This is a genomic window from Paenibacillus sp. Soil787, from assembly GCF_001429545.1.
Taxonomy (GTDB): domain Bacteria; phylum Bacillota; class Bacilli; order Paenibacillales; family NBRC-103111; genus Paenibacillus_E.
Genome location: NZ_LMSP01000003.1, coordinates 170,115 through 193,360, shown reverse-complemented (window position 1 = coordinate 193,360; position 23,246 = coordinate 170,115). Strand labels below are relative to the sequence as shown.

Annotated in this window: 20 protein-coding genes and 5 pseudogenes; 23 read left to right on the top strand and 2 right to left on the bottom strand. The window is 45.6% G+C overall.

The genetic code is table 11. The annotated features are described in order from the left end of the window. The 11 genes and pseudogenes from ASG93_RS06920 to ASG93_RS06875 all read left to right on the top strand — a co-directional run. Positions 1–646: pseudogene (locus tag ASG93_RS06920) on the top strand (hypothetical protein); the annotation flags it as partial. Further along, positions 643–840 (top strand): hypothetical protein, encoded by a 198-nt coding sequence (locus ASG93_RS36220; RefSeq protein WP_235550763.1) that lies wholly within the window; start codon positions 643–645, stop codon positions 838–840. The pseudogene ASG93_RS06920 and the gene ASG93_RS36220, both read left to right, overlap by 4 nt. Before the next feature lie 89 nt (positions 841–929). Continuing rightward, complete coding sequence (locus ASG93_RS06915) at positions 930–1,235, top strand: hypothetical protein (protein WP_156410824.1); 306 nt, start codon at positions 930–932, stop codon at positions 1,233–1,235. A gap of 84 nt (positions 1,236–1,319) precedes the next feature. Beyond that, positions 1,320–1,628 carry a hypothetical protein gene (locus ASG93_RS36215; RefSeq protein WP_056830208.1) on the top strand — a complete coding sequence of 103 codons (309 nt, stop codon included), beginning with the start codon at positions 1,320–1,322 and terminating at the stop codon, positions 1,626–1,628. After that, a pseudogene (locus tag ASG93_RS36205) lies at positions 1,585–2,341 on the top strand (TIM-barrel domain-containing protein). Before ASG93_RS36215 ends, ASG93_RS36205 begins: the two are co-directional and overlap by 44 nt. 153 nt (positions 2,342–2,494) lie before the next feature. Next, positions 2,495–2,673: pseudogene (locus ASG93_RS33915) on the top strand (glycoside hydrolase N-terminal domain-containing protein); the annotation flags it as partial. 130 nt (positions 2,674–2,803) lie between these two features. Further along, complete coding sequence (locus ASG93_RS06895) at positions 2,804–4,549, top strand: sensor histidine kinase (RefSeq protein WP_056830202.1); 1,746 nt, start codon at positions 2,804–2,806, stop codon at positions 4,547–4,549. Beyond that, positions 4,542–5,963: a helix-turn-helix domain-containing protein gene (locus tag ASG93_RS06890; protein ID WP_056830200.1), complete on the top strand. Its 1,422-nt coding sequence runs from the start codon at positions 4,542–4,544 to the stop codon at positions 5,961–5,963. Before ASG93_RS06895 ends, ASG93_RS06890 begins: the two co-directional genes overlap by 8 nt. Before the next feature lie 312 nt (positions 5,964–6,275). Next, positions 6,276–7,232, top strand: coding sequence for an ABC transporter permease (locus ASG93_RS06885; protein ID WP_063891789.1), 957 nt, complete (start codon positions 6,276–6,278; stop codon positions 7,230–7,232). A gap of 1 nt (position 7,233) precedes the next feature. After that, positions 7,234–8,109, top strand: a complete 876-nt coding sequence (locus tag ASG93_RS06880) for a carbohydrate ABC transporter permease (protein ID WP_056830197.1) — start codon at positions 7,234–7,236, stop codon at positions 8,107–8,109. 72 nt (positions 8,110–8,181) lie between these two features. Beyond that, entirely contained in the window at positions 8,182–9,801 is a 1,620-nt protein-coding gene (locus tag ASG93_RS06875) for an extracellular solute-binding protein (protein ID WP_056830195.1), read from the top strand. 538 nt (positions 9,802–10,339) lie between these two features. Here the strand turns inward: ASG93_RS06875 and ASG93_RS06870 are convergent. Beyond that, complete coding sequence (locus tag ASG93_RS06870) at positions 10,340–10,645, bottom strand: hypothetical protein (protein WP_056830193.1); 306 nt, start codon at positions 10,643–10,645, stop codon at positions 10,340–10,342. Between the two features lie 560 nt (positions 10,646–11,205). On the opposite strand from ASG93_RS06870, the gene ASG93_RS06865 reads away from it, so the two are divergent. The 10 genes from ASG93_RS06865 (at position 11,206) to ASG93_RS06820 (ending at position 20,476) form a co-directional block, all read left to right on the top strand. Continuing rightward, positions 11,206–12,201, top strand: coding sequence for a Gfo/Idh/MocA family protein (locus tag ASG93_RS06865; RefSeq protein WP_056830191.1), 996 nt, complete (start codon positions 11,206–11,208; stop codon positions 12,199–12,201). A gap of 52 nt (positions 12,202–12,253) precedes the next feature. Next, entirely contained in the window at positions 12,254–13,177 is a 924-nt protein-coding gene (locus ASG93_RS06860; RefSeq protein WP_321166673.1) for an ABC transporter permease, read from the top strand. A 17-nt stretch (positions 13,178–13,194) separates the two neighbouring features. Continuing rightward, on the top strand, positions 13,195–14,076 hold the full coding sequence (locus ASG93_RS06855; RefSeq protein WP_056830187.1) for a carbohydrate ABC transporter permease: 882 nt from the start codon (positions 13,195–13,197) through the stop codon (positions 14,074–14,076). A gap of 34 nt (positions 14,077–14,110) precedes the next feature. Further along, entirely contained in the window at positions 14,111–15,616 is a 1,506-nt protein-coding gene (locus ASG93_RS06850) for an extracellular solute-binding protein (protein WP_056830185.1), read from the top strand. A gap of 23 nt (positions 15,617–15,639) precedes the next feature. Further along, on the top strand, positions 15,640–16,002 hold the full coding sequence (locus ASG93_RS06845; protein ID WP_056830183.1) for a cupin domain-containing protein: 363 nt from the start codon (positions 15,640–15,642) through the stop codon (positions 16,000–16,002). A gap of 2 nt (positions 16,003–16,004) precedes the next feature. Continuing rightward, the gene (locus ASG93_RS06840) at positions 16,005–16,766 is read left to right on the top strand and encodes a sulfite exporter TauE/SafE family protein (protein WP_056830181.1); all 762 of its coding nucleotides are present in this window, start codon (positions 16,005–16,007) and stop codon (positions 16,764–16,766) included. Positions 16,767–16,789: 23 nt separating this feature from the next. Further along, entirely contained in the window at positions 16,790–17,545 is a 756-nt protein-coding gene (locus ASG93_RS06835; protein ID WP_056830179.1) for a sugar phosphate isomerase/epimerase family protein, read from the top strand. Between the two features lie 28 nt (positions 17,546–17,573). After that, positions 17,574–18,803: a Tm-1-like ATP-binding domain-containing protein gene (locus tag ASG93_RS06830; protein ID WP_056830177.1), complete on the top strand. Its 1,230-nt coding sequence runs from the start codon at positions 17,574–17,576 to the stop codon at positions 18,801–18,803. An 8-nt stretch (positions 18,804–18,811) separates the two neighbouring features. Beyond that, a complete protein-coding gene (locus tag ASG93_RS06825) occupies positions 18,812–19,642 on the top strand; it encodes a phosphoenolpyruvate hydrolase family protein (RefSeq protein WP_056830174.1) in 831 nt (276 codons plus the stop codon). A gap of 279 nt (positions 19,643–19,921) precedes the next feature. Continuing rightward, entirely contained in the window at positions 19,922–20,476 is a 555-nt protein-coding gene (locus ASG93_RS06820) for a helix-turn-helix domain-containing protein (RefSeq protein WP_056830172.1), read from the top strand. Positions 20,477–20,489: 13 nt separating this feature from the next. On the opposite strand, the pseudogene ASG93_RS33910 reads toward ASG93_RS06820, so the two are convergent. After that, positions 20,490–20,787, bottom strand: a pseudogene (locus tag ASG93_RS33910) (NAD(P)H-dependent oxidoreductase); the annotation flags it as partial. Positions 20,788–22,578: 1,791 nt separating this feature from the next. Between ASG93_RS33910 and ASG93_RS36200 the strand changes: the two are divergent. Both ASG93_RS36200 and ASG93_RS36195 read left to right on the top strand, forming a co-directional pair. Beyond that, the coding region (locus ASG93_RS36200; protein ID WP_235550762.1) for a hypothetical protein at positions 22,579–22,914 on the top strand (336 nt) is incomplete at its 5' end. Positions 22,915–23,004: 90 nt separating this feature from the next. Next, positions 23,005–23,246, top strand: a pseudogene (locus ASG93_RS36195) (hypothetical protein); the annotation flags it as partial.

Genomic DNA, 23,246 nt, shown 5'->3' with positions numbered 1-23,246 from the left:
CGGCACGGCTGCGTTAAACCTGTTCGAGGCGGAAGAATTGGCCCGGAGATGCGGAGTGGAGCGGCCGATCTACCGCGAAACCGCGCACGGAATTTGTGGTTTTACCTTATCTGTGCAGTCGCCGGAAGGACGAATTGGAAAATCATGGAAGAACGATGGGACTCCGCACGACCCAGAGGGCACGGTTGGCTGTTTCCTTGTCCCGCCTCTGGTCAAGGCATATGAGCTTACAGGTAATGAAGCCTATCTTCATGGGGCAGAGCTTGGCTACCGCTATTATATGAGAGAGCTGCAGGGCAACGGCTTCACGACGGCGGGGGCACTGGATACTTATTGTGTAGACAAGGAGTCGTCCATTCCTTTGCTCAAAGCAGGTCTTGCGTTGTTCCGGGTTACTGGCAAAAAGTCGTATCTCGAATGGGCGGAGCATGCAGCCTGGTATTTGGCAACATGGCAGTGGCATCATACGGTTGCATATGACACAGGGACCGGACTGGAAGCAATCGGGTACGATACGTTCGGCGGCACGGCGGTATCTACGCAACACCATCATCTTGATCCGTTTGCGTTGTCTTTTATCGAGGACTGGATTGAGCTGGCTTCGCTCAGGCGAATGCGTCGATCGGCATCTCGGACGGCAGCTTGACGGTCAAGGGCAAGCTGCGTCCGGAGGGCAGCCAGAGCGAAGGCTTCTTTCACACCCGCTGGGCAGAGCCGTTCGACGTTTCGGAATGGCTGGTGGCGTGGCCGACAGCCTTCCGGCTTGAAGTGTTGCGCCGGGTGGGCATGGAGGCGGTAGAAGAATTCGAACTAAATCTAACATCTAGACAACGGAAGTAACAGATGACGAAGTTTATATAGATAATGCCGACTACCATTCACTTACTGCCTGGTCTGAGGTATTGCGGGGCGGAAAAGCTGAAATAAAGGTGGAGGATGAATATCCGCTGAATGCAAGTAATCCGCATTATCTTTCTATCCAAATTCTAGATGCGAGCAATGGTGTCGGCATTAAGAATGAAGGCTACACAGGCATACCCATACGCAAAGGTGAAAGCTATCAATTTTCCTTCTATGCCCGCAGAAGCGAAAGTTTTGATACACCGGTTATTTTAAGCCTGGAAAGTGCGGATGGCAAAGTCTATGGACTACTGAAATTGTCGTTCATTCCGATCAATGGACCAAATATGAGGCCGGTCTTCTTGCGAGTGGGGACGATAACAGCGGCAGACTAGTCATTGTTACAAAAGGAACCGGAACATTATTCCTGGATATGGTATCCTTGTTTCCGAGCACCGAGTTTAGGAAGATGAGGCAAATTGCGATTCATTACGGAAGGGGATAAGCATGATTTTTTTACCGTCGAAGATGGGAAGCTGATTTTTGAGAATAATGGAGAAACCTTGCAAATTGAAGCTTGGGGAGAAAACAGTTTACGGACCCGCTCCCGAATGATGGGCGAAATCCTGGATACGGACTTTGCCTTGCTGCCTGTCATTAGCGATGCGGAAGCTGCAATTGAGATCGATCATGAAGGTGAAACGGCTTCCATTCAGAACGGCAAGATAACGGCAGTGGTCCGGCATTCATGGTTGGGCCGAATTTCTTTTTACAATAAGATATTATAATCAGGAACAGCTTCTCGAGGTTGCAAGGGAATATAAGAGAAGAAAGCTACCGATCGATGTCATCGTTATTGACTTTTTCCACTGGCCCAAACAGGGGGACTTCAGATTTGAGGAAGAATTTTTCCCTTCCGAAGGGCATGATGGATGAGCTGAAATCCATGGGAATCGAACTGATGGTTTCGGTTTGGCCGCAGATTGACCGCTATAGCGAAAATTTTGAGGAAATGCGCCAAAAGGGGTATTTGATTAAAGCGGAACGGGGAGTCCAGGTTGCCATGATGGATTGGTTCCCTTCCAGTATTTATTTTGATGCTACAAATCCGAAAGCCAGGGAGTATGTATGGTCCAAATGCAAGAAGAATTATTATGATCATGGAATCTAGATCTTCTGGCTGGATGAAGCAGAACCTGAATACGATGTGTATGACTTTGATAATTACCGCTACGCTATGGGACCTAATGTTCAAATCGGAAATATATATCCGCAGTGCTATTCCAGAACCTTTTATGACGGCATGCAGGCGGAAGGACAAGTCAACATCGTTAACACGGTTCGCTGCGCTTGGGCAGGCAGCCAACGCTATGGCGCATTAGTGTGGTCCGGAGATATTCATTCTTCCTTTGAAGATTTCAGAAAACAAATCGTTGCAGGCCTTCATATGGGAATGGCGGGGATCCCTTGGTGGACGACGGATATCGGAGGCTTTGGCTAATTTGAACAGGGAAAAATCGACACAGTGAGCGAATTGCCGTTACGTGAAGATCTATCTTCGCAGCTTTGCCGGCAGGAGCAGCAGCAAATCAGAAATCGTTTGTATAGTTCGGCGTAATCCAAGAGTAAGACGATCAAGTTGGAGGACAATTTAATGAATATACAGTTTCATTCTCCTGCCGTTTATTGGACGGAAGCCCTTCCGTCGGAAACGGCAAACTCGGCGTGATGGTTTTCGGCGGTGTCGAGAAAGAACGCATTGCGTTAAATGAAGATACGCTTTGGTCCGGTTTCCCTACGAACTGGAATAATCCGAGGGCGAAAGAACCACTTTAATACCAAAAACGCGATTTTTGCAGCTCCGTTTTCTAATTTATTTTCGCACCGTTCTTTTGTAAAGCCATTGAGTTTCTTGTTAACGTATGCCTCCTTTGGAGGGATATTCATAAGGGGGCGTGACTGAATGGGATATTTAAAAAAATTGCCGATTAAAGTCCAGATGTCCATCTTAGCCATTATGGTTATTTTCATTGTGCTTTTTATTATTATATCTAGTTATATGAAAGTAGTGGATATGGTCGAAAAGAAAAACGGGGAGTATAGTATCGAGATGATTTCCCAGATCAACCAGACGATCGCCTCCAATAACGACGTCCTGAAACGGCTTGTACAGAATATCTCCTATAATACGCCAATCGTCCAATCTTACTTGAACGAGACGAACCCTACACAACAATTTATGAAATACATGCAACTAAAAAGTTATATCACGGATATGATCAGCATGAAGGATGGCATCTTGGATATCGCACTTATCAGAGATGAAGGGACGAGCTTTAATACGAACGGTGATCTTAACAACTTGATTCCTTTCAAGGATGAGATTCCAAAGAAACAGCTCTATCATCTCACTGGATTGAAAACGCTTCCTTTTACGAATGGAGAAAGAAATGTTTTTATTGTAGGGACGAAAATTTATTCGATTCTGGATTTTAACGACAACGAGAAAGAGCTCGGTACGCTGATGATCGTTATTGACGCCAATGCGTTGCTCGGTTCACCAATAAATACAGGCCGACCGAACGGAAGTAAAATGTACATGATCGACCGTGAAGGCGTAGTATTCTTTACTAACGATGACACCATGAAAGTCGGAAGTGTCTACAAGGAGGCTGAGGCTGGAACTGCTGATGGTCAGTATATTGTCCAGGCAGGCAAGATTCCCATTGTAGATGGGGAGATTGTCTTCAAAATGCCGCAGCAAGAACTCTTGAGCGGGATCGACGATATTCGCCAACAGCAATTTACGATATTATTCATTTCATTATTGCTGTTAGCCATACCGTTTCTGTTCGTTGTTAACAATATCCTGATGCCCTTGAAGAAGCTGATGCGTTTGATGAATACGATCAAAATGGGTAAACTGAAAAAACGTATTCATTTGCAAGGCTATGCGGAAATTATTACTGTAGCCAAAGACTTCAACGACATGATGGGTGAAATCGATGAGCTGACACACAGGCTTCTGGAAAGCAATTCGAGATTATACGAGGCGGAATTAGTAAAGAAACAAGCGGAGATGGCATACCTGCAGAGCCAAATTAATCCGCATTTTCTGTATAACACATTAGAGTCGATTAAGGGCATTGCGGCAGAAGAAAAGGTGGACAGAATTTTCAATATGACTAAGGCATTGGCTCGTATTTTTCGGTACAGCATTAAGGGAACGGACATCGTTATGCTAAGTCAAGAATTGACCGTCATTGAGAGTTATATTTACATCCAGAAAATACGATTCGGTAAACGATTAAATGTTATTTATCAGTTCTCGTCGGAAATCCTATCCTGTCGCGTACCAAGGATGATCCTGCAGCCGCTTGTGGAAAATGCGATCTTTCATGGGATAGAACCGAAAGTTGGGGAGGGGCTGCTACAACTGGTAGGGAAAATCGATGGTCAACAGCTCTACCTGTCGGTTAGCGACAATGGCATTGGTATCGATGAAGAAAGATTACAGGAGATTGCTGATCGAATGTCGGGTTTGCAAGGGATCTCGGGAAAGAGCACACAAACTATTGGACTAGCTAACGTCAACAATCGAATCAAGTTGAGCTACGGAGATGAGTATGGAATTACGATCAAGAGTCAGTCCGGAGTTGGGACGGAAGTTGTCATCAAGATACCGCACGGAGGTGATCGGGATGTTTAAAGTATTTTTTGTAGACGATGAAGAACTAGTAGTTAAGAGCTTACAGGCCAGCCTGGATTGGAAGGAATACGGATTTGAGTTGGCAGGCTATGCATTGAATGGAGAAGAGGCATTTGATCAAATAAGATTTATCCAGCCGGATGTAGTTATTACCGATATCCGGATGCCAGGTACTAGCGGACTGGAGCTTATCAAAAGGCTAAAGAATGCATCAAATCGCGCACTGTTTATTGTCGTAAGTGGGTACGCCGAATTTGCGTTAGCACAGAAAGCCATCAAATATGGTGCGTTTGGCTATTGCCTCAAGCCTTTTGACGAAGAAGAAATTATTGGATATCTCAAGAAGGCCAAGGGACTGTTGGAGGAAAACATAAATGCGAGTGAAATGAGATATCTGGATCTTATTGAGGACGACAGTGAAGAGGCGAGGGCAGAATTGAATGACGCATTGAATGCTGTAGGGATAAACGCAGATTCAGGGGAGCGTAAACATATCGTCGTTTCCGTGGGGAAGGACAAGCTGAATTTTGAACCTCTTGGAAACTGTATAACCTTGAAAATAGGTTATAACAAATTTGTCTACGTCATACAAACAGGGGATGAGAGTCGTTTATGGTACGTTCTGAAGGATTCTCCGGCAGACCTTCGGGGTTTTGGCGTCAGTAACCCGTTCGTCAGAGTAGAGGAACTAAAGAATGCCATCCATGCGGCTGAGCTGCGGGCTTATCATTTTTTTACGTCAGGAAAGGGTTATGATTGCACAAGAGAAGCAGCCATTTCTAACATAGAAGAACATACGTTGAAACAGATCAAGGAAGTGATTGTAAAGCAGGATATCCAAGGTATTGCCCAATCGCTGGATGAAATGGGGTCCCTGTTCGGGAGCGGGTTGTTAAATATCAAGCATGCTCTCATCGTTTATAATGCAATCATGTCTTTCTCTGGTGAAAGTGAGGCTGAGCATATGGAAAAGTATGTTCTATCTTATGACAAGCTAGCTGGGTTGTTCAGTACCGCACAGGAAATGTTACTCTACCTGAAGGGTGTGCTGTCCATCGGGCACGACCCGCAGCAGGATCCCCCTCTTCATGGAGGGAAAAATCGTACCTTTAATCTCATCTTTCAGCATATTAACGCTAATTTCAGGGGTTCTGTTTCCATTCAAAATATTGCAAAAGAGTTCAATGTTAATGCTAATTATGTCAGCCAACTATTTAAAAAAGAAGTGGGCACGACATTTACGGAATATGTATCCAAGTTGCGCATCGAATATGCGTGTAAATTGATTGCATCAACCGATATGTCGATTAACGAAATTGCCGAGAAAGCCGGTTATGATGATTATTTTTATTTTAGTAGGATATTTAAACGATTGATGGGGACATCGCCAAGCAATTATCGGAAGCATGTGTAACCCGGCTGCTACCTACAGACCGGGTTTTTTTGATGATTCAGCGTATATCTTTCGCCATACTTTACTCTGAATCATCTAGACAAATGCATCCGTGCCTATAAAGATGGCGAAGCCTTTTATTCCCGTTTATGGACTAAATGTAGTTCGACATGAACAATAATTAGTCGACATTTATGTAATGAGATTTCATTTTCAATCAAAATCGTACAACTTTGTCTAACTTGCGTTAATACTTAAGAATTAGAGTGTGAATTATAATAGAGAAGCATACTCAGAGAGGAAGCACATTCATAGAGAAAGGTGGAACTGGATTTGGAGAGCCAAACATCATACGGCGTTCTGAGCAACACACGGTCCCAGCCGTATAATCGCCTGTGGAAGGAGATTCTGAAACATAAGTATTTGTATCTCCTTCTAGCACCAACCGTCATTTTCTTCATCGTTTTTTCCTATATTCCGATGTATGGCGTCGTGCTTGCTTTCAAGGAATTCGACTACTCGAAAGGAATTCTAGGAAGCCCTTGGAACAACTTCGCGAATTTCCGTGCCGTAATATTTGATGCCGATTTTCAAAGGGCATTTCGCAATACCATTATGATCGGTTTAGGAAGATTGGTGATCGAATTTCCAATTCCGATCGTACTCGCTCTCCTGTTGAATGAAATCGCGCGAAGCAAGATGAAACGAGTATATCAGACCGTCTTCACATTTCCGCATTTTATCAGCTGGGTGGTTCTGAGTGGGATTGTGATCGGCATCTTCAGTGATCAAGGGGTAGCCAATCAAATATTAGCGGTGCTAGGGATGAAGAAAAACTCAATATTGATCGATAATGCTTCATTCGTCGGATTGATTTTTCTCTCGAACATTTGGAAAGAAGTGGGTTGGTCCAGCATTTTGTTTTTGGCGGCTATCGCCGGAATTAATCCGGAGCTATATGAAGCGGCATCTGTTGATGGAGCGAATCGTTTCCAGAAAATGAAAGCGATTACGTGGCCAACCGTAAAAGCGGCTGCGCTTATACTATTGATTCTAGCGGTAGGACATCTGATGAACGGCGGTTTTGATCAGATTTTCAACCTGTACAATCCGATCGTTTATAAATACTCAGACATTATCGACACTTATGTATATCGGAGCGCATTCGTTGATACGACAGGGTTCGGGTTTTCGACAACCGTTGGCTTATTGAAATCGGTAATCAACTTCGCCTTTCTTTTCGGAACCAACTTTATCGTGAAGAAAATGACAGACGAAGGGGGAATTTAATTTGCATCCCAAATTCAGCAAAGTCAACCTGGTCATCTCCTTTTTCCTTGGCGTGATCGCAATCTTAACGATTTTCCCTTTCTATCAAACGCTTATCGTCTCCTTTTCTACCATTCAGGATGTCGGTACGCAGAAAGTGTTCCTGTTTCCGAAAACGTTCGACCTTTCCTCCTATAAATATTTAATGGATCAAGGTTTGGTGATGAGAGGAATGGTCATCTCCATTCTGGTGACCATCGGCGGAACGGCGATTAACATAGCCGTGACATCGGCTGGCGCGTATGCGTTATCAAAGAAATCGCTTCCAGGACGAAACGCCATCTTTAACGGCATTATTTTCACCATGTTTTTTACTGGTGGGTTGATTCCATTCTTCCTTACCGTGCAAGCTTTGCATCTCCAAAATAATCTTCTGGTCATGGTTCTGCCGGTTGCCGTGAATGCATTTTACTTAATTCTAATGAAAAACTTCTTTAATACCGTCCCGCCAAGCTTGGAGGAATCCGCTAGAATCGACGGGGCAAACGATATAACGATCCTGATCCGAGTTGTGGTTCCGGTCTCTCTTCCGATTATGGCAACTATAACGCTCTTCTATGCGGTGGATAGATGGAACGAATGGTGGTTACCCACATTGTTCATCAATGATACAAAGCTTTATCCACTTCAACTAGTTTTGCGAAATGCCATCACGAATGTCAGCCTTTTGTTGAGGGACACGACAGGCGCTCAAATGGCCCAAGGTACGCAAAATATTTACTCGGAATCGGTCAAATCAGCGATAATCGTCATTTCCGCCGTACCGATCCTGATTGTTTACCCTTTCATCCAGAAATATTTTACCTCTGGCATTATGATCGGGTCGATCAAGGGATAATTTTGAATGGAATTCATTAGTAGTAGCGAAAGCTATTATTATATAATCACTATACGAAATGGGAGGATCTGAATGAGAAAGAACAAAAGAGCAGCATGGATTATCTCGAGTTTGTTGGTGTTATCATTTGTTATCACCGCATGCGGTGGCAGTAATGGTGGGAAGGCGTCGGATGCGCCTTCTGGCAATGCGGGAACGTCAGCGAACACAAAAACAGACAGCGGCAATACGAAGAATGTCAACCTAAAGGTATCGTTGTGGGGGATCCAGGACGGCTTTAACGCACCGGGTGCGAAAGAAGACAAAATCTTTAACGACCTGCAGTCGAAGTTCAACGTTTCGATTGATCCCGTACAAATTACTTGGAATGACTGGGAAGAGAAATTAAAGGTTTGGGCGGCATCGAACCAATTGCCGGATATTTTCCCGAACGCGTTGGCGGGTAATCTCGGCATGTATAAAACCTGGGCCAAACAAGGTGTTATTAAGGCATTGCCGGATGACTTAAGCAAGTACCCGAACATTAAGAGAGTCATGGCTCTTCCTTCGGTTCAACCGCTGAAAGTGGACGGGAAGTTTTACATGATTCCAAGGATGACGTATAACGACCCGAGCGATTGGTCGTTGGACCGCCCGATTCTCTATCGCAAGGATTGGGCGATAGAAGCCGGCTTCACGAAAGATCCTGAAAGTTTCGATGATCTAGTCGCTATGACCAAGGCGGTAATGGCGAAGCATCCAGGCGTGACCGGGATTGCTACAACGGCCAAATCCTTTCTCATGACTCATTTTCTCGGAAGTTTCCCTGAGGTCGTTAATATGAAATCATGGGTCAAGGAAGACGGGAAATGGATTCCATCCTATACTTCCAAAAAGATGAATGAAGGTGTGAAGCAACTTCGGACACTGTATGAGGAAGGACTGCTGGACAAGGACTTCGCCACTCAGAAGGATAGCGACGGTGTGAACAAGTTCATAAACGGTAAGATTTTCATGTATTTCGGCAGCCCCGGGAGTATCGATCCGTTTATCAAGGCGAATCCGGGTGCGACGGTGGCAAAATCCCTGGGGTTAATGAAGTGGTTTCCTGCTGCGGACGGTAAGCGGTATACCTTCACGGAAACTCCTTATTGGTCGGAGGTCTATTTCCGCAACGATATAAGCGACGAGAAATTCGACCGTGCACTTCAACTGGCAGACTATATGATGTCCGAACAATACAGGATATTGGTCAAGAACGGTATTGAAGGCACGGATTACAAGATGGAAGGCGACAAGTCGCTATCGCTGCTGGCTACGGATCAGTCGCTGGACAAAAAATATCCGATTACCAAGGTCATCAATGTACTCGGAAGTTGGGGTAATGGGTTCCGTTACTCCGGCAAACAGGTCATCAGTTCAAATCCGGAGCAAGCGGCCTTTGAGAAATTGTTCCTGGATACGTATAATCAATTGAAGAAGGAAGCCGTTCCGACCCCTATCAACTTTGATGTCATGCTGATGTCTACGCCTGCCAAGGATAAGATTGGAAACCTCATGAACACAGCACAAGATGAGTTGGTCAAGGTCATTCTGGGCAAAGACGACCCGATTGCCATGTGGGAGAAGGCCGTCAAGAGCTTCGACGCCAAAGGACTGCAAGAAGCGATCGTCGAAACGAACGCAGAGGCCGCCAAACTGGGCATCAAATAACTGGCAAGCAAACAAAGGATGTAGCGATGGCACGCCATCGCTACATTTTCTTTCGAACGACGACCAAGTAAGGAGTAATTCATCGTTGACGAGTCGGGATGGGATCTATACACGCTAAACTCTGGAGGCGAGACGCCGAAAGTATTGTATTTTGCGCCGGGCTTGCAAAGGGATTTTAAGTATAATGACGATGGCGAAGTGAAACGCTTTCTTGCACTCTTAAGATTACCCCGATCAAATATTGGAAGAGAGTGGATGATAAGCGCTTATTTATTCGTTCATTTTTGTTAGAAAAAAACACCGGACGGCGAGCAGGTCTACTTTTGCTTGAGTAAGGATAGTTTCAACAGGGAGCAGGTGAATGGCGGTGAACCTGTGTTATGGAGCAATAGTGTACGGAATCATACGATAGTCCGTACGAAGTCTGGAAAATTTTATATCTTGTCTACGGACCTTAGCCTGGCGAACTACTTCGATATCAAGTATGAAGGAAACTGCATGCTCAGAAATCCGAACAGCGGCAAGATGCTGGACATCGTCAATAGTGGGACTGCCGACGGAACGAATGTACAGATCTACCAGTCAAACCGCAATCACCGGATATGACCGGGCCTTTTGTATAAAGCAGCGTGGTAAACGGCTGATGGTCGGTAGAAATGCCTTCCGGACGAAGTGCCGCAGCTTTAGCTTTCGTATAATAAACCGGATCCGAAGGACTGAAATCGGCGATGCCTTTCATGTTGTGGTAGTGGTTCCAAACCATCTCGTAGATCGGCGGAGAAGAAAAATACAGTTGTAAATGCAACCATGATAGTTTGCCAAACATCGTTTTACCGAGATTCATTTCCCTTCCTCCTTGGGTTTCATAATTTCCGATTTAGCCGTTCACCTCCACTCATAAAAGATAACTACACCATGAATAACTCATAAGACCTCTGTTCTGAAAAGTTTAAAAACCTCGAAAGTGTTTGATTTTATGAAATGCTAGGGCCCCGGGGTCTACCCCTTCAAAATATGGAACTTCGATCGGTCCATGTAATGATCAATGCAGCGTTGGCATACTCGTTCTGTTACTCGTTATCTGAATATTTCCCTGAATGTTTTTCACCTTTATACTCAATCGGCATTTGCTGTTGATTATCGTCGCGACGGACAACTTCGATTATTATTTTCCTTTTCCTGCTAGAAAGCGATTGCAAAAATAAAAACCATATTATATAATAAGTTTATCAACAATGTTGAATTACATGAAATATAGTTTACTTAAAATAGATATTGTTGAATTTTGTCATTGCAGTGTATTTAAATTCTAGGGGGTGTGACGTTTAGAATTACTAGCTTTTGTCCGGTATTGTACAGAGTTTCAGTTTAAATTCAAAAAAATTTCAAGGAGTGGAAACGACAATGAAAAAGTACAAAGTGGGCATTGTGGGCGCGGGCGGTGTTACCGAATTACATTTTGTGGGGTACAAAGATCATCCGGAACGAATCGAGATAACAGCATTATGTGATCCGAACTCCGAGACACTTCACGCCAGAGCCGATAAATACGGTGTGCTGCAGCGGTTTACCGATTTGCAAGACTTTATTCAAAACAGTGGTATCGATGTAGCTGTCGTCTGTACACCTACTTCCATCCGCAAGCAAATCGTATTTCCGCTGATCGAAGCAGGCTTGCCGGTTTTCGTTGAGAAGCCATTTTCCGATACGCTGGCCGAGGCGCAAGAAATCACAGAGAAGGCCAAAAAGCACGGTGTACCGATTTCAGTAAATCAGAACTTCAGGCGCCATTTCCCATTCGAATTAGTGAAGGAGAAGGTTGCGGAAGGCTTGATCGGCAAGGTCACTTCTATTATTTTCTCCAATCTGTTTTTCAGGCAGGATTCGGGCTGGCGGTTGGACTGTGAACGCCATGCGCTTTCGGTCATGGGCATTCACTGGTTTGACGGGTTCCGGCAAATTCTTGGAAGTGATGCGGTATCGGTCGTTTGCCAAAACCGGTCCTCGTCAGCGATTAATTGCGCAGGGGAAACCGATGCTACCGTTCAAATTGTTTATGAAAACAACGCCGTAGTGACTTATGTCCAAAGCTTCTCCTCCAACTTCAGCAAAGGTGAAATGATTGTAATCGGGGAAACTGGCACAATAATGGGCGATCATGGATCCGTAAGCTTATACCGCAAAGGTGATAAAACACCTGAAGTCACTTGGGAAAATAACATATCTAGAGAAGTAGCAACTTACGAAGGCTTAAACCAATTGCTCGTTTCCTTGGAAACAGGCGTAGAGGCGCCAAACAGTTCCCAAGACAATTTGAAAACAGTCACCGTTCTCGATGCTGCTTATTTGTCTGCAAAAGAACAACGGATTGTCCATTTAAAGCAAGGTGTAATGGTATAAGCCGGAAATGAATATGCGCACACAATCGGCTGTTTTGCAATCGTCTGTCACTATGGATAAGAACAAGAAACGGCGAACTCTTTTATCTGATTTAAGGCGTGACAAGTATCTTTATTTGCTGATTTTACCCGGTGTGCTCTTTTTTATACTTTTTAAATATGTACCCATGTGGGGGATCGTCATTGCATTTCAGGAATATTCGCCTTATCTGGGGGTATTCAAGAGCGAATGGGTTGGAATCGAACACTTTATCCGATTCTTTTCTAACCCGGATTTCATGCTGCTTTTCCGCAATACGATGATGATCAGTTTATTGAATCTGTTGTTCTTTTTCCCGCTGCCGATCATTCTATCTTTACTGCTGAACGAACTAAACAACGAATTGTTTAAGAGGGTCATCCAGTCGATCGTATACCTCCCGCATTTTTTATCTTGGGTCATTATTGCCGGCATTTCGTTTTTATTACTATCTCAGTCTTCGGGTGTCATCAATATGATAATGGAATCGATGGGACTTCCCAAGTATGATTTTTTGACGAATGCGGATACGTTCTGGGGACTTCTTGTTCTGCAAAATATTTGGAAAGAAACAGGCTGGGGAACGATCATTATTTTGGCGGCAATTACTGGTGTTGACACGCAATTATATGAGGCAGCCAAAATCGATGGCGCCAACCGTTGGAGGCAGACATGGCACATTACTTTGCCAGCTATAAGAAGTGTCATCTTAGTCCTATTGATCCTTAGGCTGGGTCACATCATGGATGTTGGTTTCGAACAAGTGTTTTTGATGTCGAATGGTGCAGTGGCCCGAGTTGCGGACGTTTTTGAAACGTATGTGTACCGAAATGGGATTGGGCAAGGTCAGTTCAGTTACAGCACGGCAGTCGGCTTATTTAAATCTGTGGTGGGCCTCATACTTGTCGTATTGGCAAACAGGCTTGCCAAGCGGATTGGCGAGGAAGGGGTCTATTAAGTTGGGGGGGCCGGAAGATGAAGGCAAGCTTGGGTGGTCGGCTTTTTAATCTAACGAACATTATTCTGTTAGCTTTGATAGGTTTCGTTACTATATTTCCTTTGTACTATGTATTTATTGTCTCCTTCACTGATTCACACGAATATTTGCAAAAAAACGGATTTGTGCTTTTCCCCCAAAAATGGACCCTTGGCGCCTATAAGTATTTGTTAGCCACTCCAGCATTTAAAAATGCAACCGCTGTCAGCACGTTTCTGGCAACGATCGGGACTGGGTTAAGCTTAATTTTTACAGCAGCTATGGCGTTTGGGATGTCGCGTAAAAGGTTAAGGGGAAGAAAAATCATCATGCTGATGGTTTTGCTGACCATATTATTTAATCCTGGCATCATTCCCAATTATCTTGTGGTACGTGAATTAGGACTGATCAACAGCGTGTGGTCCCTGATCATACCCGTGTTAGTCAGCGGGTGGAATGTCATCTTGATGAAAAGCTTTTTCGACAGCATTCCAGTAGAACTGGAGGATGCTGCGCTGATCGATGGCTGCAATGATTTGGGCACCTTCTTCCGGATCGTACTCCCTCTGTCGGCACCGGCGCTTGCTGCATTCGGACTATTCTATGCCGTCGGCTATTGGAACACATTTTTTAACGCTGTTCTGTACATCAACGATTTTGCCAAAGTGCCTCTGCAGATTGTATTGCGGAACATGCTGATCGATTCGGAAACGTCAACGGGAGGGGCTGCGGCCGTCGAAATGATTTCGGAGCAGCAAATTCCTACACAGACGATCAAGATGGCGGCAGTCGTAATTGCCTCTGTCCCGATATTAGTCGTTTATCCGTTCCTTCAAAAACATTTCGCAAAAGGGGTTTTATTAGGCTCGGTTAAAGGGTGATCACAGCTTCAAACTTAATAAGGGGGTTGGTACGATGAAAAGCTCAAAGAAGCGCGCATCTATTGCCATGCTGTCAATGGTTGCGTTATTGGCCGCAGCGTGTTCCGGCAATCAAGGAGGGGAAGGGACAAAAGCGGAGGTAGGCAAGAAGGAAGCGCCCGTCTCGCTCAATATTTTAAGCAATTTCTCGATTGCCCAGCCACCGGGGCCGGATAATCCGGTTACGAAAGAATTTGAAAATCGGACGAATACCAAGCTGAACATTACCTGGATTTCTGACGGTGTATATAACGATAAACTTAATGTCTTATTAGCATCAGGGGAACTTCCCGATCTGATCAAATTGCCGGATACGACTTCGATTCCACAGTTTCAGGCGATGGTTGAACAGGGTGCCTTTTGGGATCTCACGCCGTTTCTGAAAGATTATAAAAATTTAATGGACGCGCCTAAGCAAACTTGGGATAACACCAAAATAAAGGGCAAAAACTATGTTGTTCCTATTGTAAGGCCATTGGAAGTCGGGGGTCTGGCGATTCGCCGAGATTGGCTGGATAAATTAGGCTTGAAAATGCCGACAACGATGGACGAATTGTATACAGTCATGAAAGCGTTCAAAGAAAAAGAACCGGATGGGAATAAGGGTACTTACGGATATACGATGCGCGGCAATGATACAATCGACAATATCTATAATGGCGCCAATGGGAAATGGAAAGCGGTGGGCGGCAAGCTAGTCGATGTGACCCTGGAGCCGACGATGCGGGATGCGCTTCTTTTCAAGAAGAGGTTGTATGATGAAGGGCTTATTCCGCCGGATTATGCGGTTATGAAAGATAATCAATACTGGGATTTAGCGACAAGCGGACGTGCCGGAGTGACTTCCGAGACGATCGAAGCCCTATGGCGCTGGACTTATGACCAATGGAAACGAGATCCCAAAGTTACGTGGGAACCCATTGTTTCAATATCGGCGTCACAAGGCCAATTCACTGGACAGGGTTCGGGCATGATCGGCGTAGCGGCCATCCCAAAATCCGTTCCTGAAGTGAAGGTCAAAAAAATATTATCCTTGCTCGATTTCGGTGCATCGGCAGATGGGCATGTATTATCCAATTATGGCATTGAAGGTGTGCATTATAAAAAAGAAGACGGTTTCTATGTGACCAACGAGCAAGCCGTTAAAGACAGTTTGGGCCCCGGCGCGTTCGGCAAGTTGTTCATGAAGTATGATCCCTATATGTATGCGTTCGCGCCTGGCATGCCGAAGGATATATTCGAACGTAACAAAAAAATAATCGATGCCAAGTCGAAAGTCAGTACCCCGAACGTAACTGTCGGATTACTATCGGAAACGAATAATAAAATGGGTGCTGATTTCACCAAGAAGATCAATGACATGAAAACCCAGGTCGTAATGGGTAAATCAACGATTGATGCATGGGATAAATTAGTTGCCGAACTTAAGCAAGATGCTAACTATCAAAAGATTATTCAAGAAATGAATGCATCCTATCAAGAGCGTTTGGCATCTAAGTAAACATATAAAAGGAGAACGAGTGTATGGCTACCATTACAGACTTGAGAAAGCAGGACAAAGCACGTGTATTGGATATGGATTGGGGAAAGATTCAATGGCTTTGCGGCCAAGAAATTGATCCAGATAGCGAAATGACCTTCGGTATGGTTTATATTAATGCGGGTCAATCGAATCCCAGACATGTGCATCCGAACTGCGAAGAAATAATTTTTATACTATCCGGGGAATGCGACCATACCTTAGGAGACGAAACCTTTCATCTGGAGCCGGGCATGATGCTGCGAATTCCACGCAATGTGCCCCATAATGCAACCACAACAAGTTGGGAACCGTGCCGTATGATTATCACGTACTCAGCGCCGGACCGCGAGACTATTGGGGAATAAACGTGTTTGATCTGAGCTATTGGCCTATCATCATCATCGTTATTGTGGGTGTTTGCGTCGGTTTTGCGAAGACGGGCGTATCCACAATGGGGATTTTTAATGCCATGCTTATGACCCTTATCTTCCCGGCAAAGCTATCGGTAGGTATCTTACTGCCTATGCTGATTGCCGGGGATTTAATGGCAGTAGCCTATTACCGTAAAAATGTAATATGGAAAAATCTAATTAGCCTGATTCCATGGGTGCTAATGGGCGTAATTGGCGGATATTTCGTTTTGCTGAAAGTGGATAACAACCAATTAAAGATCCTGTTAGGATCGCTAATAATTGGCATCATTCTGCTTCAAGTCATTAGAGACTCGCTAGGTGCGAAGTTGGATTCCAAATATCCTTCTTCGCTGTGGTTTATATCCGTCATGGGTTTTTTGGCAGGCTTTGCTACCATGATCGGCAATGTTTCCGGTGCCATTATGGCGATTTATTTGTTTGCTAAAAAGGTTCCCAAGCAGGAGTTTGTCGGAACAGGTGCATGGTTCTTTTTGCTCGTGAATCTCATCAAAGTGCCGTTTTTTATCCAATTAGGAATGATTACATCCCAATCTTTGTTGTTGAATGCTTGGACGATTCCGCTAATTGCGATTGGCGCTTATGCGGGGATCAAGCTGCTGCCGTTAATTCCGCAAGTTTATTTTCAGCGGCTTATTCTATTACTTGGGGCTATTGGAGCCTTGAAGCTGCTTGGGGAGAGCTTACTTCACATTTAAATGACAGACGAGGAGAAATATAAATGAGCATAAAGTTAGCTTTTTCCAGACCCACTTCCAATGTGGAGGAACAGACGCTTCTTCTTCAACAATACAGAGCGGTTGGCTATGACGGACTGCAATTGAAAGGCCCACAATATGCCCCTTTTCTGAATGAACCGGAAAGATTCAAGGAGACATGGGGCCATTTGCCGGGCGTGGGTTCGGCGCTCATCACAGGCGGGAGATTGGATGAGGCGGGCATAGAGCAGCTTAGGAACGTATTTCGGTTTGCCTCCGGAATCGGTACGGATCTTGTCGTTTACTGCCATGGGGTTCCCAGAGCTGAGGTTACCGCCGAGGATATTCGCGGATATGGGGATACGTTTTCGAGATTGGGCCTTGAGGCGCAGCAGCAGTACGGCGTTAAGCTTTCCTTGCATCATCATCATAACAATCCGGTGATGTACCGTGAAGATTTTGATATCTTCTTTGACCGGATCAAGGAGCAATCCATCGGGTTGACGGTGGATACTGCGCATTTGGTGAAATCCGGCGTCCACGATGTGGCTGAGTTGATCCGCAGCTTTGGCCGTGTGATCGATAACTTTCATCTCAAAGACTTTGAGCAAGGAGATTGGAGAGTGCTCGGAGAAGGAGCCATCGATTTCAAACCGATTTTCGGAGCCATTCAAGCGATTAACTTTAAAGGCTGGATGTCAGCAGATGAAGAAAGCGGCGGCGAAGTGCTTGAGGGCATGAAGGCATGTTATGCGTATATGCGAAATGGATTGAAGTAAAGGGCAGATCCTTGAAGGAGCTGGTATTATGGAGAAAAAAGCCGTATTAATCGGAGCCTTGGATACGAAAGGGCACGAATTTCAATTCGTAAAAGATGCGCTGCAAGTGTGCGGAATAGACACCTTCGTTGTCGATACCGGCGTGCTAGGAGAGCCTTTGTTTATACCGGATGTCTCCGCTTATGAAGTAGCAAGAGCAGGTGGATCCAGCATTGAGGAACTGCGAAGGCAGAACGACCGCGGGACGGCTGTAACTGTAATGACCAGAGGTGCGGCAAATATCGCAGTTCAACTAGAGAAGCAGGGGATTATCGGCGGTGTGTTCGGGATGGGGGGGACTGCAGGAACAACGGTAGCAGCTTCAGCCATGCAGGCTCTTCCGATCGGCGTGCCGAAGCTGCTCGTGTCCACCGTAGCCTCAGGGAATACAAGGCCTTATGTGGGCGTGAAGGACATTATGATGATGTACTCGGTTGTCGACATCGCCGGCATTAACCGGCTGTCCCGGCGCATATTAAACAACGCCGCTTATGCATTGGCCGGGATGATTAGGTACGCAGGGCTGGAACAGGAGTCAGCAGACGATAAAGTCACGCTGGGCATCACGATGTTCGGCGTGACTACGCCATGCGCGACCCGCGTGAGGGAAATCCTGGAGGAGAAGGGCTACGATCTGCTTGTATTCCATGCCACCGGAACAGGCGGCCTTGCGATGGAGGAATTGATCAAGGCCGGTTATATTAAGGGTGTTGCGGATATTACTACAACAGAATTGGCCGATGATTTGGTCGGCGGTATTTTTACTGCCGGACCTAACCGTTTGGAAGCAGCGGGCGCTGCCGGAATACCGCAGGTTGTATCGGTGGGAGCGCTCGATATGGTCAATTTCGGGCCTCCGGACACAGTTCCGGCACCATTCATAGAGCGTATTTTTTATCAGCATAACCCGACCACAACATTGATGAGAACGACGGTTTCGGAGAACCGCGAGTTGGGACGAATCTTGGCTGCTAAGTTGAATAAAGGCACAGCACCTACCATCGTCGTGTTCCCGAAAGCCGGAGTTTCCTTACTGGATATGGCAGGAAAGGCTTTTGAAGGTAAGGAAGAGCGATTCGCCTTGTACGAAGGAATCAAACAGAATCTCCGTTCGGATATTCCCATGATAGATATGGATCAAGACATCAATGATCCTGCTGTTGCAGACTTGATTGCGGAACAATTACTCAAGCTGATGGAACATAAGAAGGAAGGGTAGAACAAACGATGGCGGTACTAAGACAAGAAATAGTAAACCGATTGCGTTCCCAAGTGGAACAAGGCCGTTTCATCGTTGGCGCTGGGGCCGGAACAGGCTTATCGGCAAAATGCGCTGAAACGGGCGGCGTAGACATGATCATCATCTATAATTCGGGCCGTTACCGGATGGCTGGCCGTGGTTCATTGGCTGGATTAATGCCGTACGGAGATGCCAACCAAATCGTTGTGGAAATGGGTGGCGAGGTTCTTCCCATTGTCAAGAATACACCGGTGCTGGCTGGGGTATGCGGTACAGACCCGTTCCGTTTGATGGATGTTTATTTGAAGCAGTTAAAAGAAATGGGGTTCTCCGGTGTTCAAAACTTCCCGACTGTAGGTCTGATTGACGGGACATTCCGACAAAATTTAGAAGAAACCGGGATGGGATATAGCCTGGAAGTGGAGATGATCCGAAAAGCTCATGAATTGGATTTATTGACTACCCCATACGTTTTTAACGAAGAGGATGCCATTGCAATGGCTAAGGCTGGAGCGGATGTACTGGTTGCGCATGTTGGTTTGACGACAAAAGGAAGCATCGGAGCGAGAACGGCATTAACGCTCGATGAGTCGGCTGACCTCGTCCAGCGCATCTATAATGCCGGGAAAAGCATCAATCCGGATATACTGGTCATTTGTCACGGAGGTCCAATCTCGGAGCCTGAGGATGTAGACTACATACTTAGCAAAACCAAAGGAATAGCCGGATTTTTCGGAGCATCCAGCGTAGAACGGCTCCCTACCGAAATAGCTATCACCGAGCAGGTGAAAAAATTTAAAAGTTTAAGCAAAAACTAAAATATCATCATGCTCGATGGGGCAAAATTGAGAAATAAACCATCAAAAGAACCTATCGGTAGATCATTGATCACCGCTAGGTTCTTTTGATATCCTCCCTGATAATTATTGCATGCGGGAGGACATGGGTCCGTTTACTATAAGAAGGATTGCTGCGTATGCGTTCGTGACTATATTACAATCATGTTCTTGCCTCTCCAATTGCCTCCTGTTGACGATTACACACTGCATAGTTATGATAAACATAGTTGAATAATATGAAATAGGAGATCTCAGGAGATGGAACTTGGGGATAAAATTAAAAAGCTGCGGAAAGAACAAAATTGGAATTTGACAGAGATTGCTGATATTTGCGGGTTTTCTAAAAGCTTGTTGTCCAAAATAGAAAATGGGAAAACGATGCCGCCTATTTCGACCCTGATTAAAATCGCGGATGCTTTAGGAACTACAGTCTCTATTCTTTTGGATGATCAACAGCAATCAGGGACGATTCATACAACGAAAGAAAAAAGTCAATCCAAATTAGTGAAAACGGAAAAAGGCTACTCCTTCTTCGCTTTTGCCGTTGAGCGCGGAGACAAGCTTATGCAGCCGTTTCTTTTTGTCTCAAGGAAAGACGAACATGACAGCAGACATATATTCAGTCACAACGGTGAAGAGTTTATATTTATACTTGAGGGCCAAATGATATATAAAGTCGGCAATGTGGAGTATACCTTGGGTCCGGGAGACAGTCTGTATTTCGATTCGATTGAAAAGCACACCATTAGTCCAATTACGAGTGAAGTAAAGTATGTGGCCGTGTTTACCCAATCCAAGTTGGGTGCTGAGTAGTAGTAATTGCTATTTCCAAATAAGAGATAGGACCCTCCGAGTATACGCCGTCGCTGGCTTGGATGTGAAGCGCTTTTTTATCGGTAAGAAGTTCGATAGCTCCATTCTCCGTATAACGGAACGCCTTGCCCGCAATGCAGACGGAATCGATATAAGCTTTCAGCACAGGCGGGAAAGAAAGGTTCCACAACGGCGAGACGAATACGTATTTGTCGGCTGCGACGAATTGATCGGCAAGCTCCGTTAAAACGGGCGACCTTCGCTTGCTCGGCAGCAGTCAGCTGATCGTATGCAGAACCGGAACGAAGCTTATTCGTGATTGGGGTCATATTAAAAAACGCAAGGCCCCACATGACATCTAGTGGTCAAATTATGAAACAGATAAATAATTTTACGCTTTCGTTCGCTCAAATCTAAAAGCCCGAAGGATCAATGTTTATATCAAATCGATTCTTATAATTTCTGTGAGTTGGCGTGTGAAATTTCTTGTTTTTCGATTAATCGATTTGCTTTATCTACTCTATTGACTGGGAATTGAACATCCTTCTTTAATGCACTGATTGTTATTGGGTCTAAATACATTTTGAAAATTGCTTAATTCATTCGGAAATCTGTCGCCGAGTATAGCAAAAAAAACGGAGAAATGGTCGGATTCGACAACACGAGATACTTCTATGTATCATTTAAGAAACATGTAGGGATGACACCCGATCATTTCCAAAGGGAAAACAAGTTGGAATCCATGTTGAATGACTAATGAGAATCGTCAGTTTCCTATGAGAAACTGACGATTTTTTTCTGTCTTGGGGAACTTTGTTCTCAATGAATAGACCGGCTTCGATGTGTAGTTTTTTTAAAAAATATAAGTCATTTATAAGTATGAGCTTATAAATGACTTGACTTTTATTTCATCGCGAAACGAACTTTACCACCAGAAGACGGCGACAGCCGTTAACGCTTGTTTTGAAGGTTTTCTCTAAATTTAATCAATTTTGTCGTTTTTAAATACGCCGTTTTCTCGTTATTAAACAATGTTCCGTTATTTAATCTTTTCAGATTTCGCATGGACAGACATAGTAGTATTAAGCGTAGCAGCAACAACAGGATTTCCAGGTGATTTTCCGGCCTGCATCTGTTGGCTAACCCGTTGGAGGCGAGACGTCGAAAGTATTGTATTTTTCTCCGGGTTTGCAGAGGGATTTTAAGTATGATGACGGTGGCGTATTAAAAAGCTTTCTTGCACGCTTTAGCAGTGGACGCGGACGTTCACCTATCGAGGCGAATCGCCAGCGGCGTGCAAACTTTCGATGGATTTCGCTGCTGACTACGAGCCTGAGTATTGGGGCAGCGGCCTGATGCGTACACTGAACCGCGCACGTCGTGGAGAATGATGCTCGAAGAGGCCTGGCGGCTGCAACAACGTCCGGTTCGGGCATGGTATGAACCAGAGCGCATCTGGGAACTGGGCATGGCGTATGCCAAGAATGGCCTATGGGCCGAAGACGGGGATTTTCGAGGNGAACCGCGCACGTCGTGGAGAATGATGCTCGAAGAGGCCTGGCGGCTGCAACAACGTCCGGTTCGGGCATGGTATGAACCAGAGCGCATCTGGGAACTGGGCATGGCGTATGCCAAGAATAGCCTTTGGGCCGAAGACGGGGATTTTCGGGGATTCTCGCTCGGCAGAAAATGGGACGGAGAGAAGTGGCRACAAGCTCGTAATTACGCAATYGGCTGGTGCGGGCAGAACGCCTCGCTGGCCAATTCGATGCTTGCCGATTATTTGAATTCCGGCAATGAGGATTCGCTTCGTARAGGCCTCGCCGTGCTGGACGGCTGGACAGCCGGCGGAAGGCTGCCGAACGGGATGATTCATTGTGAGTACGACTACGTCCTGCAATTCAAGCCGGCAGAACAGGAAGTGCAGGACGCCTGCAACCTCGGCACGGCTGCGTTAAACCTGTTCGAGGCGGAAGAATTGGCCCGGAGATGCGGAGTGGAGCGGCCGATCTACCGCGAAACCGCGCACGGAATTTGTGATTTGAATTCAATATGCAAGGCAAAGTGGCTGATACTGCTACCGAGATCGTGTGGAAAGCTTNTTGAATCTCCTCAATAGGTTCAATGCCCAGTTGGCAGGACGCCTGCAACCTCGGCACGGCTGCGTTAAACCTGTTCGAGGCGGAAGAATTGGCCCGGAGATGCGGAGTGGAGCGGCCGATCTACCGCGAAACCGCGCACGGAATTTGTGRTTTTACCTTAYCTGTGCAGTCGCCGGAAGGACGAATTGGAAAATCATGGAAGAACGATGGGACTCCGCACGATCCGAAGGGCACGGTCGGCTACTTCCTCGTCCCGCCTCTGGTCAAGGCATACGAGCTTTACAGGCAATGAAGCCTATCTTCATGGGGCAAAGCTTGGCTACCGCTTTATATTAGGGAGCTGCTCGACAACGGCTACACGACAACGGCTACACGACAGAGGGGGCGCTAGATACGTATTGCGTAGACAAGGAGTCTGACATTCCTTTGCTCAAGGCGGGTCTTGCACTGTTCCGAGTCACCGGCAAGAAGACATATCTCGAATGGGCGGAGCATGCCGCCTGGTATCTGGCAACATGGCAGTGGCATCATACTGTCAGGTATGATGCAGGGACCGGACTGGGAGACATCGATACGTTCGGCGGCACGGCGGTATCTACGCAACACCATCATCTTGATCCGTTTGCGTTGTCTTTTATCGAGGACTGGATTGAGCTGGCTTCGCTCAC

Coding starts and splice junctions, on each gene's coding strand:
- ASG93_RS06895 (WP_056830202.1), top strand. CDS start 2,804: ATGGGATATTTAAAAAAATTGCCGATTAAAGTCCAGATGTCCATCTTA.
- ASG93_RS06890 (WP_056830200.1), top strand. CDS start 4,542: ATGTTTAAAGTATTTTTTGTAGACGATGAAGAACTAGTAGTTAAGAGC.
- ASG93_RS06875 (WP_056830195.1), top strand. CDS start 8,182: ATGAGAAAGAACAAAAGAGCAGCATGGATTATCTCGAGTTTGTTGGTG.
- ASG93_RS06870 (WP_056830193.1), bottom strand. CDS start 10,645: ATGAATCTCGGTAAAACGATGTTTGGCAAACTATCATGGTTGCATTTA.
- ASG93_RS06865 (WP_056830191.1), top strand. CDS start 11,206: ATGAAAAAGTACAAAGTGGGCATTGTGGGCGCGGGCGGTGTTACCGAA.
- ASG93_RS06860 (WP_321166673.1), top strand. CDS start 12,254: ATGGATAAGAACAAGAAACGGCGAACTCTTTTATCTGATTTAAGGCGT.
- ASG93_RS06855 (WP_056830187.1), top strand. CDS start 13,195: ATGAAGGCAAGCTTGGGTGGTCGGCTTTTTAATCTAACGAACATTATT.
- ASG93_RS06850 (WP_056830185.1), top strand. CDS start 14,111: ATGAAAAGCTCAAAGAAGCGCGCATCTATTGCCATGCTGTCAATGGTT.
- ASG93_RS06845 (WP_056830183.1), top strand. CDS start 15,640: ATGGCTACCATTACAGACTTGAGAAAGCAGGACAAAGCACGTGTATTG.
- ASG93_RS06835 (WP_056830179.1), top strand. CDS start 16,790: ATGAGCATAAAGTTAGCTTTTTCCAGACCCACTTCCAATGTGGAGGAA.
- ASG93_RS06830 (WP_056830177.1), top strand. CDS start 17,574: ATGGAGAAAAAAGCCGTATTAATCGGAGCCTTGGATACGAAAGGGCAC.
- ASG93_RS06825 (WP_056830174.1), top strand. CDS start 18,812: ATGGCGGTACTAAGACAAGAAATAGTAAACCGATTGCGTTCCCAAGTG.
- ASG93_RS06820 (WP_056830172.1), top strand. CDS start 19,922: ATGGAACTTGGGGATAAAATTAAAAAGCTGCGGAAAGAACAAAATTGG.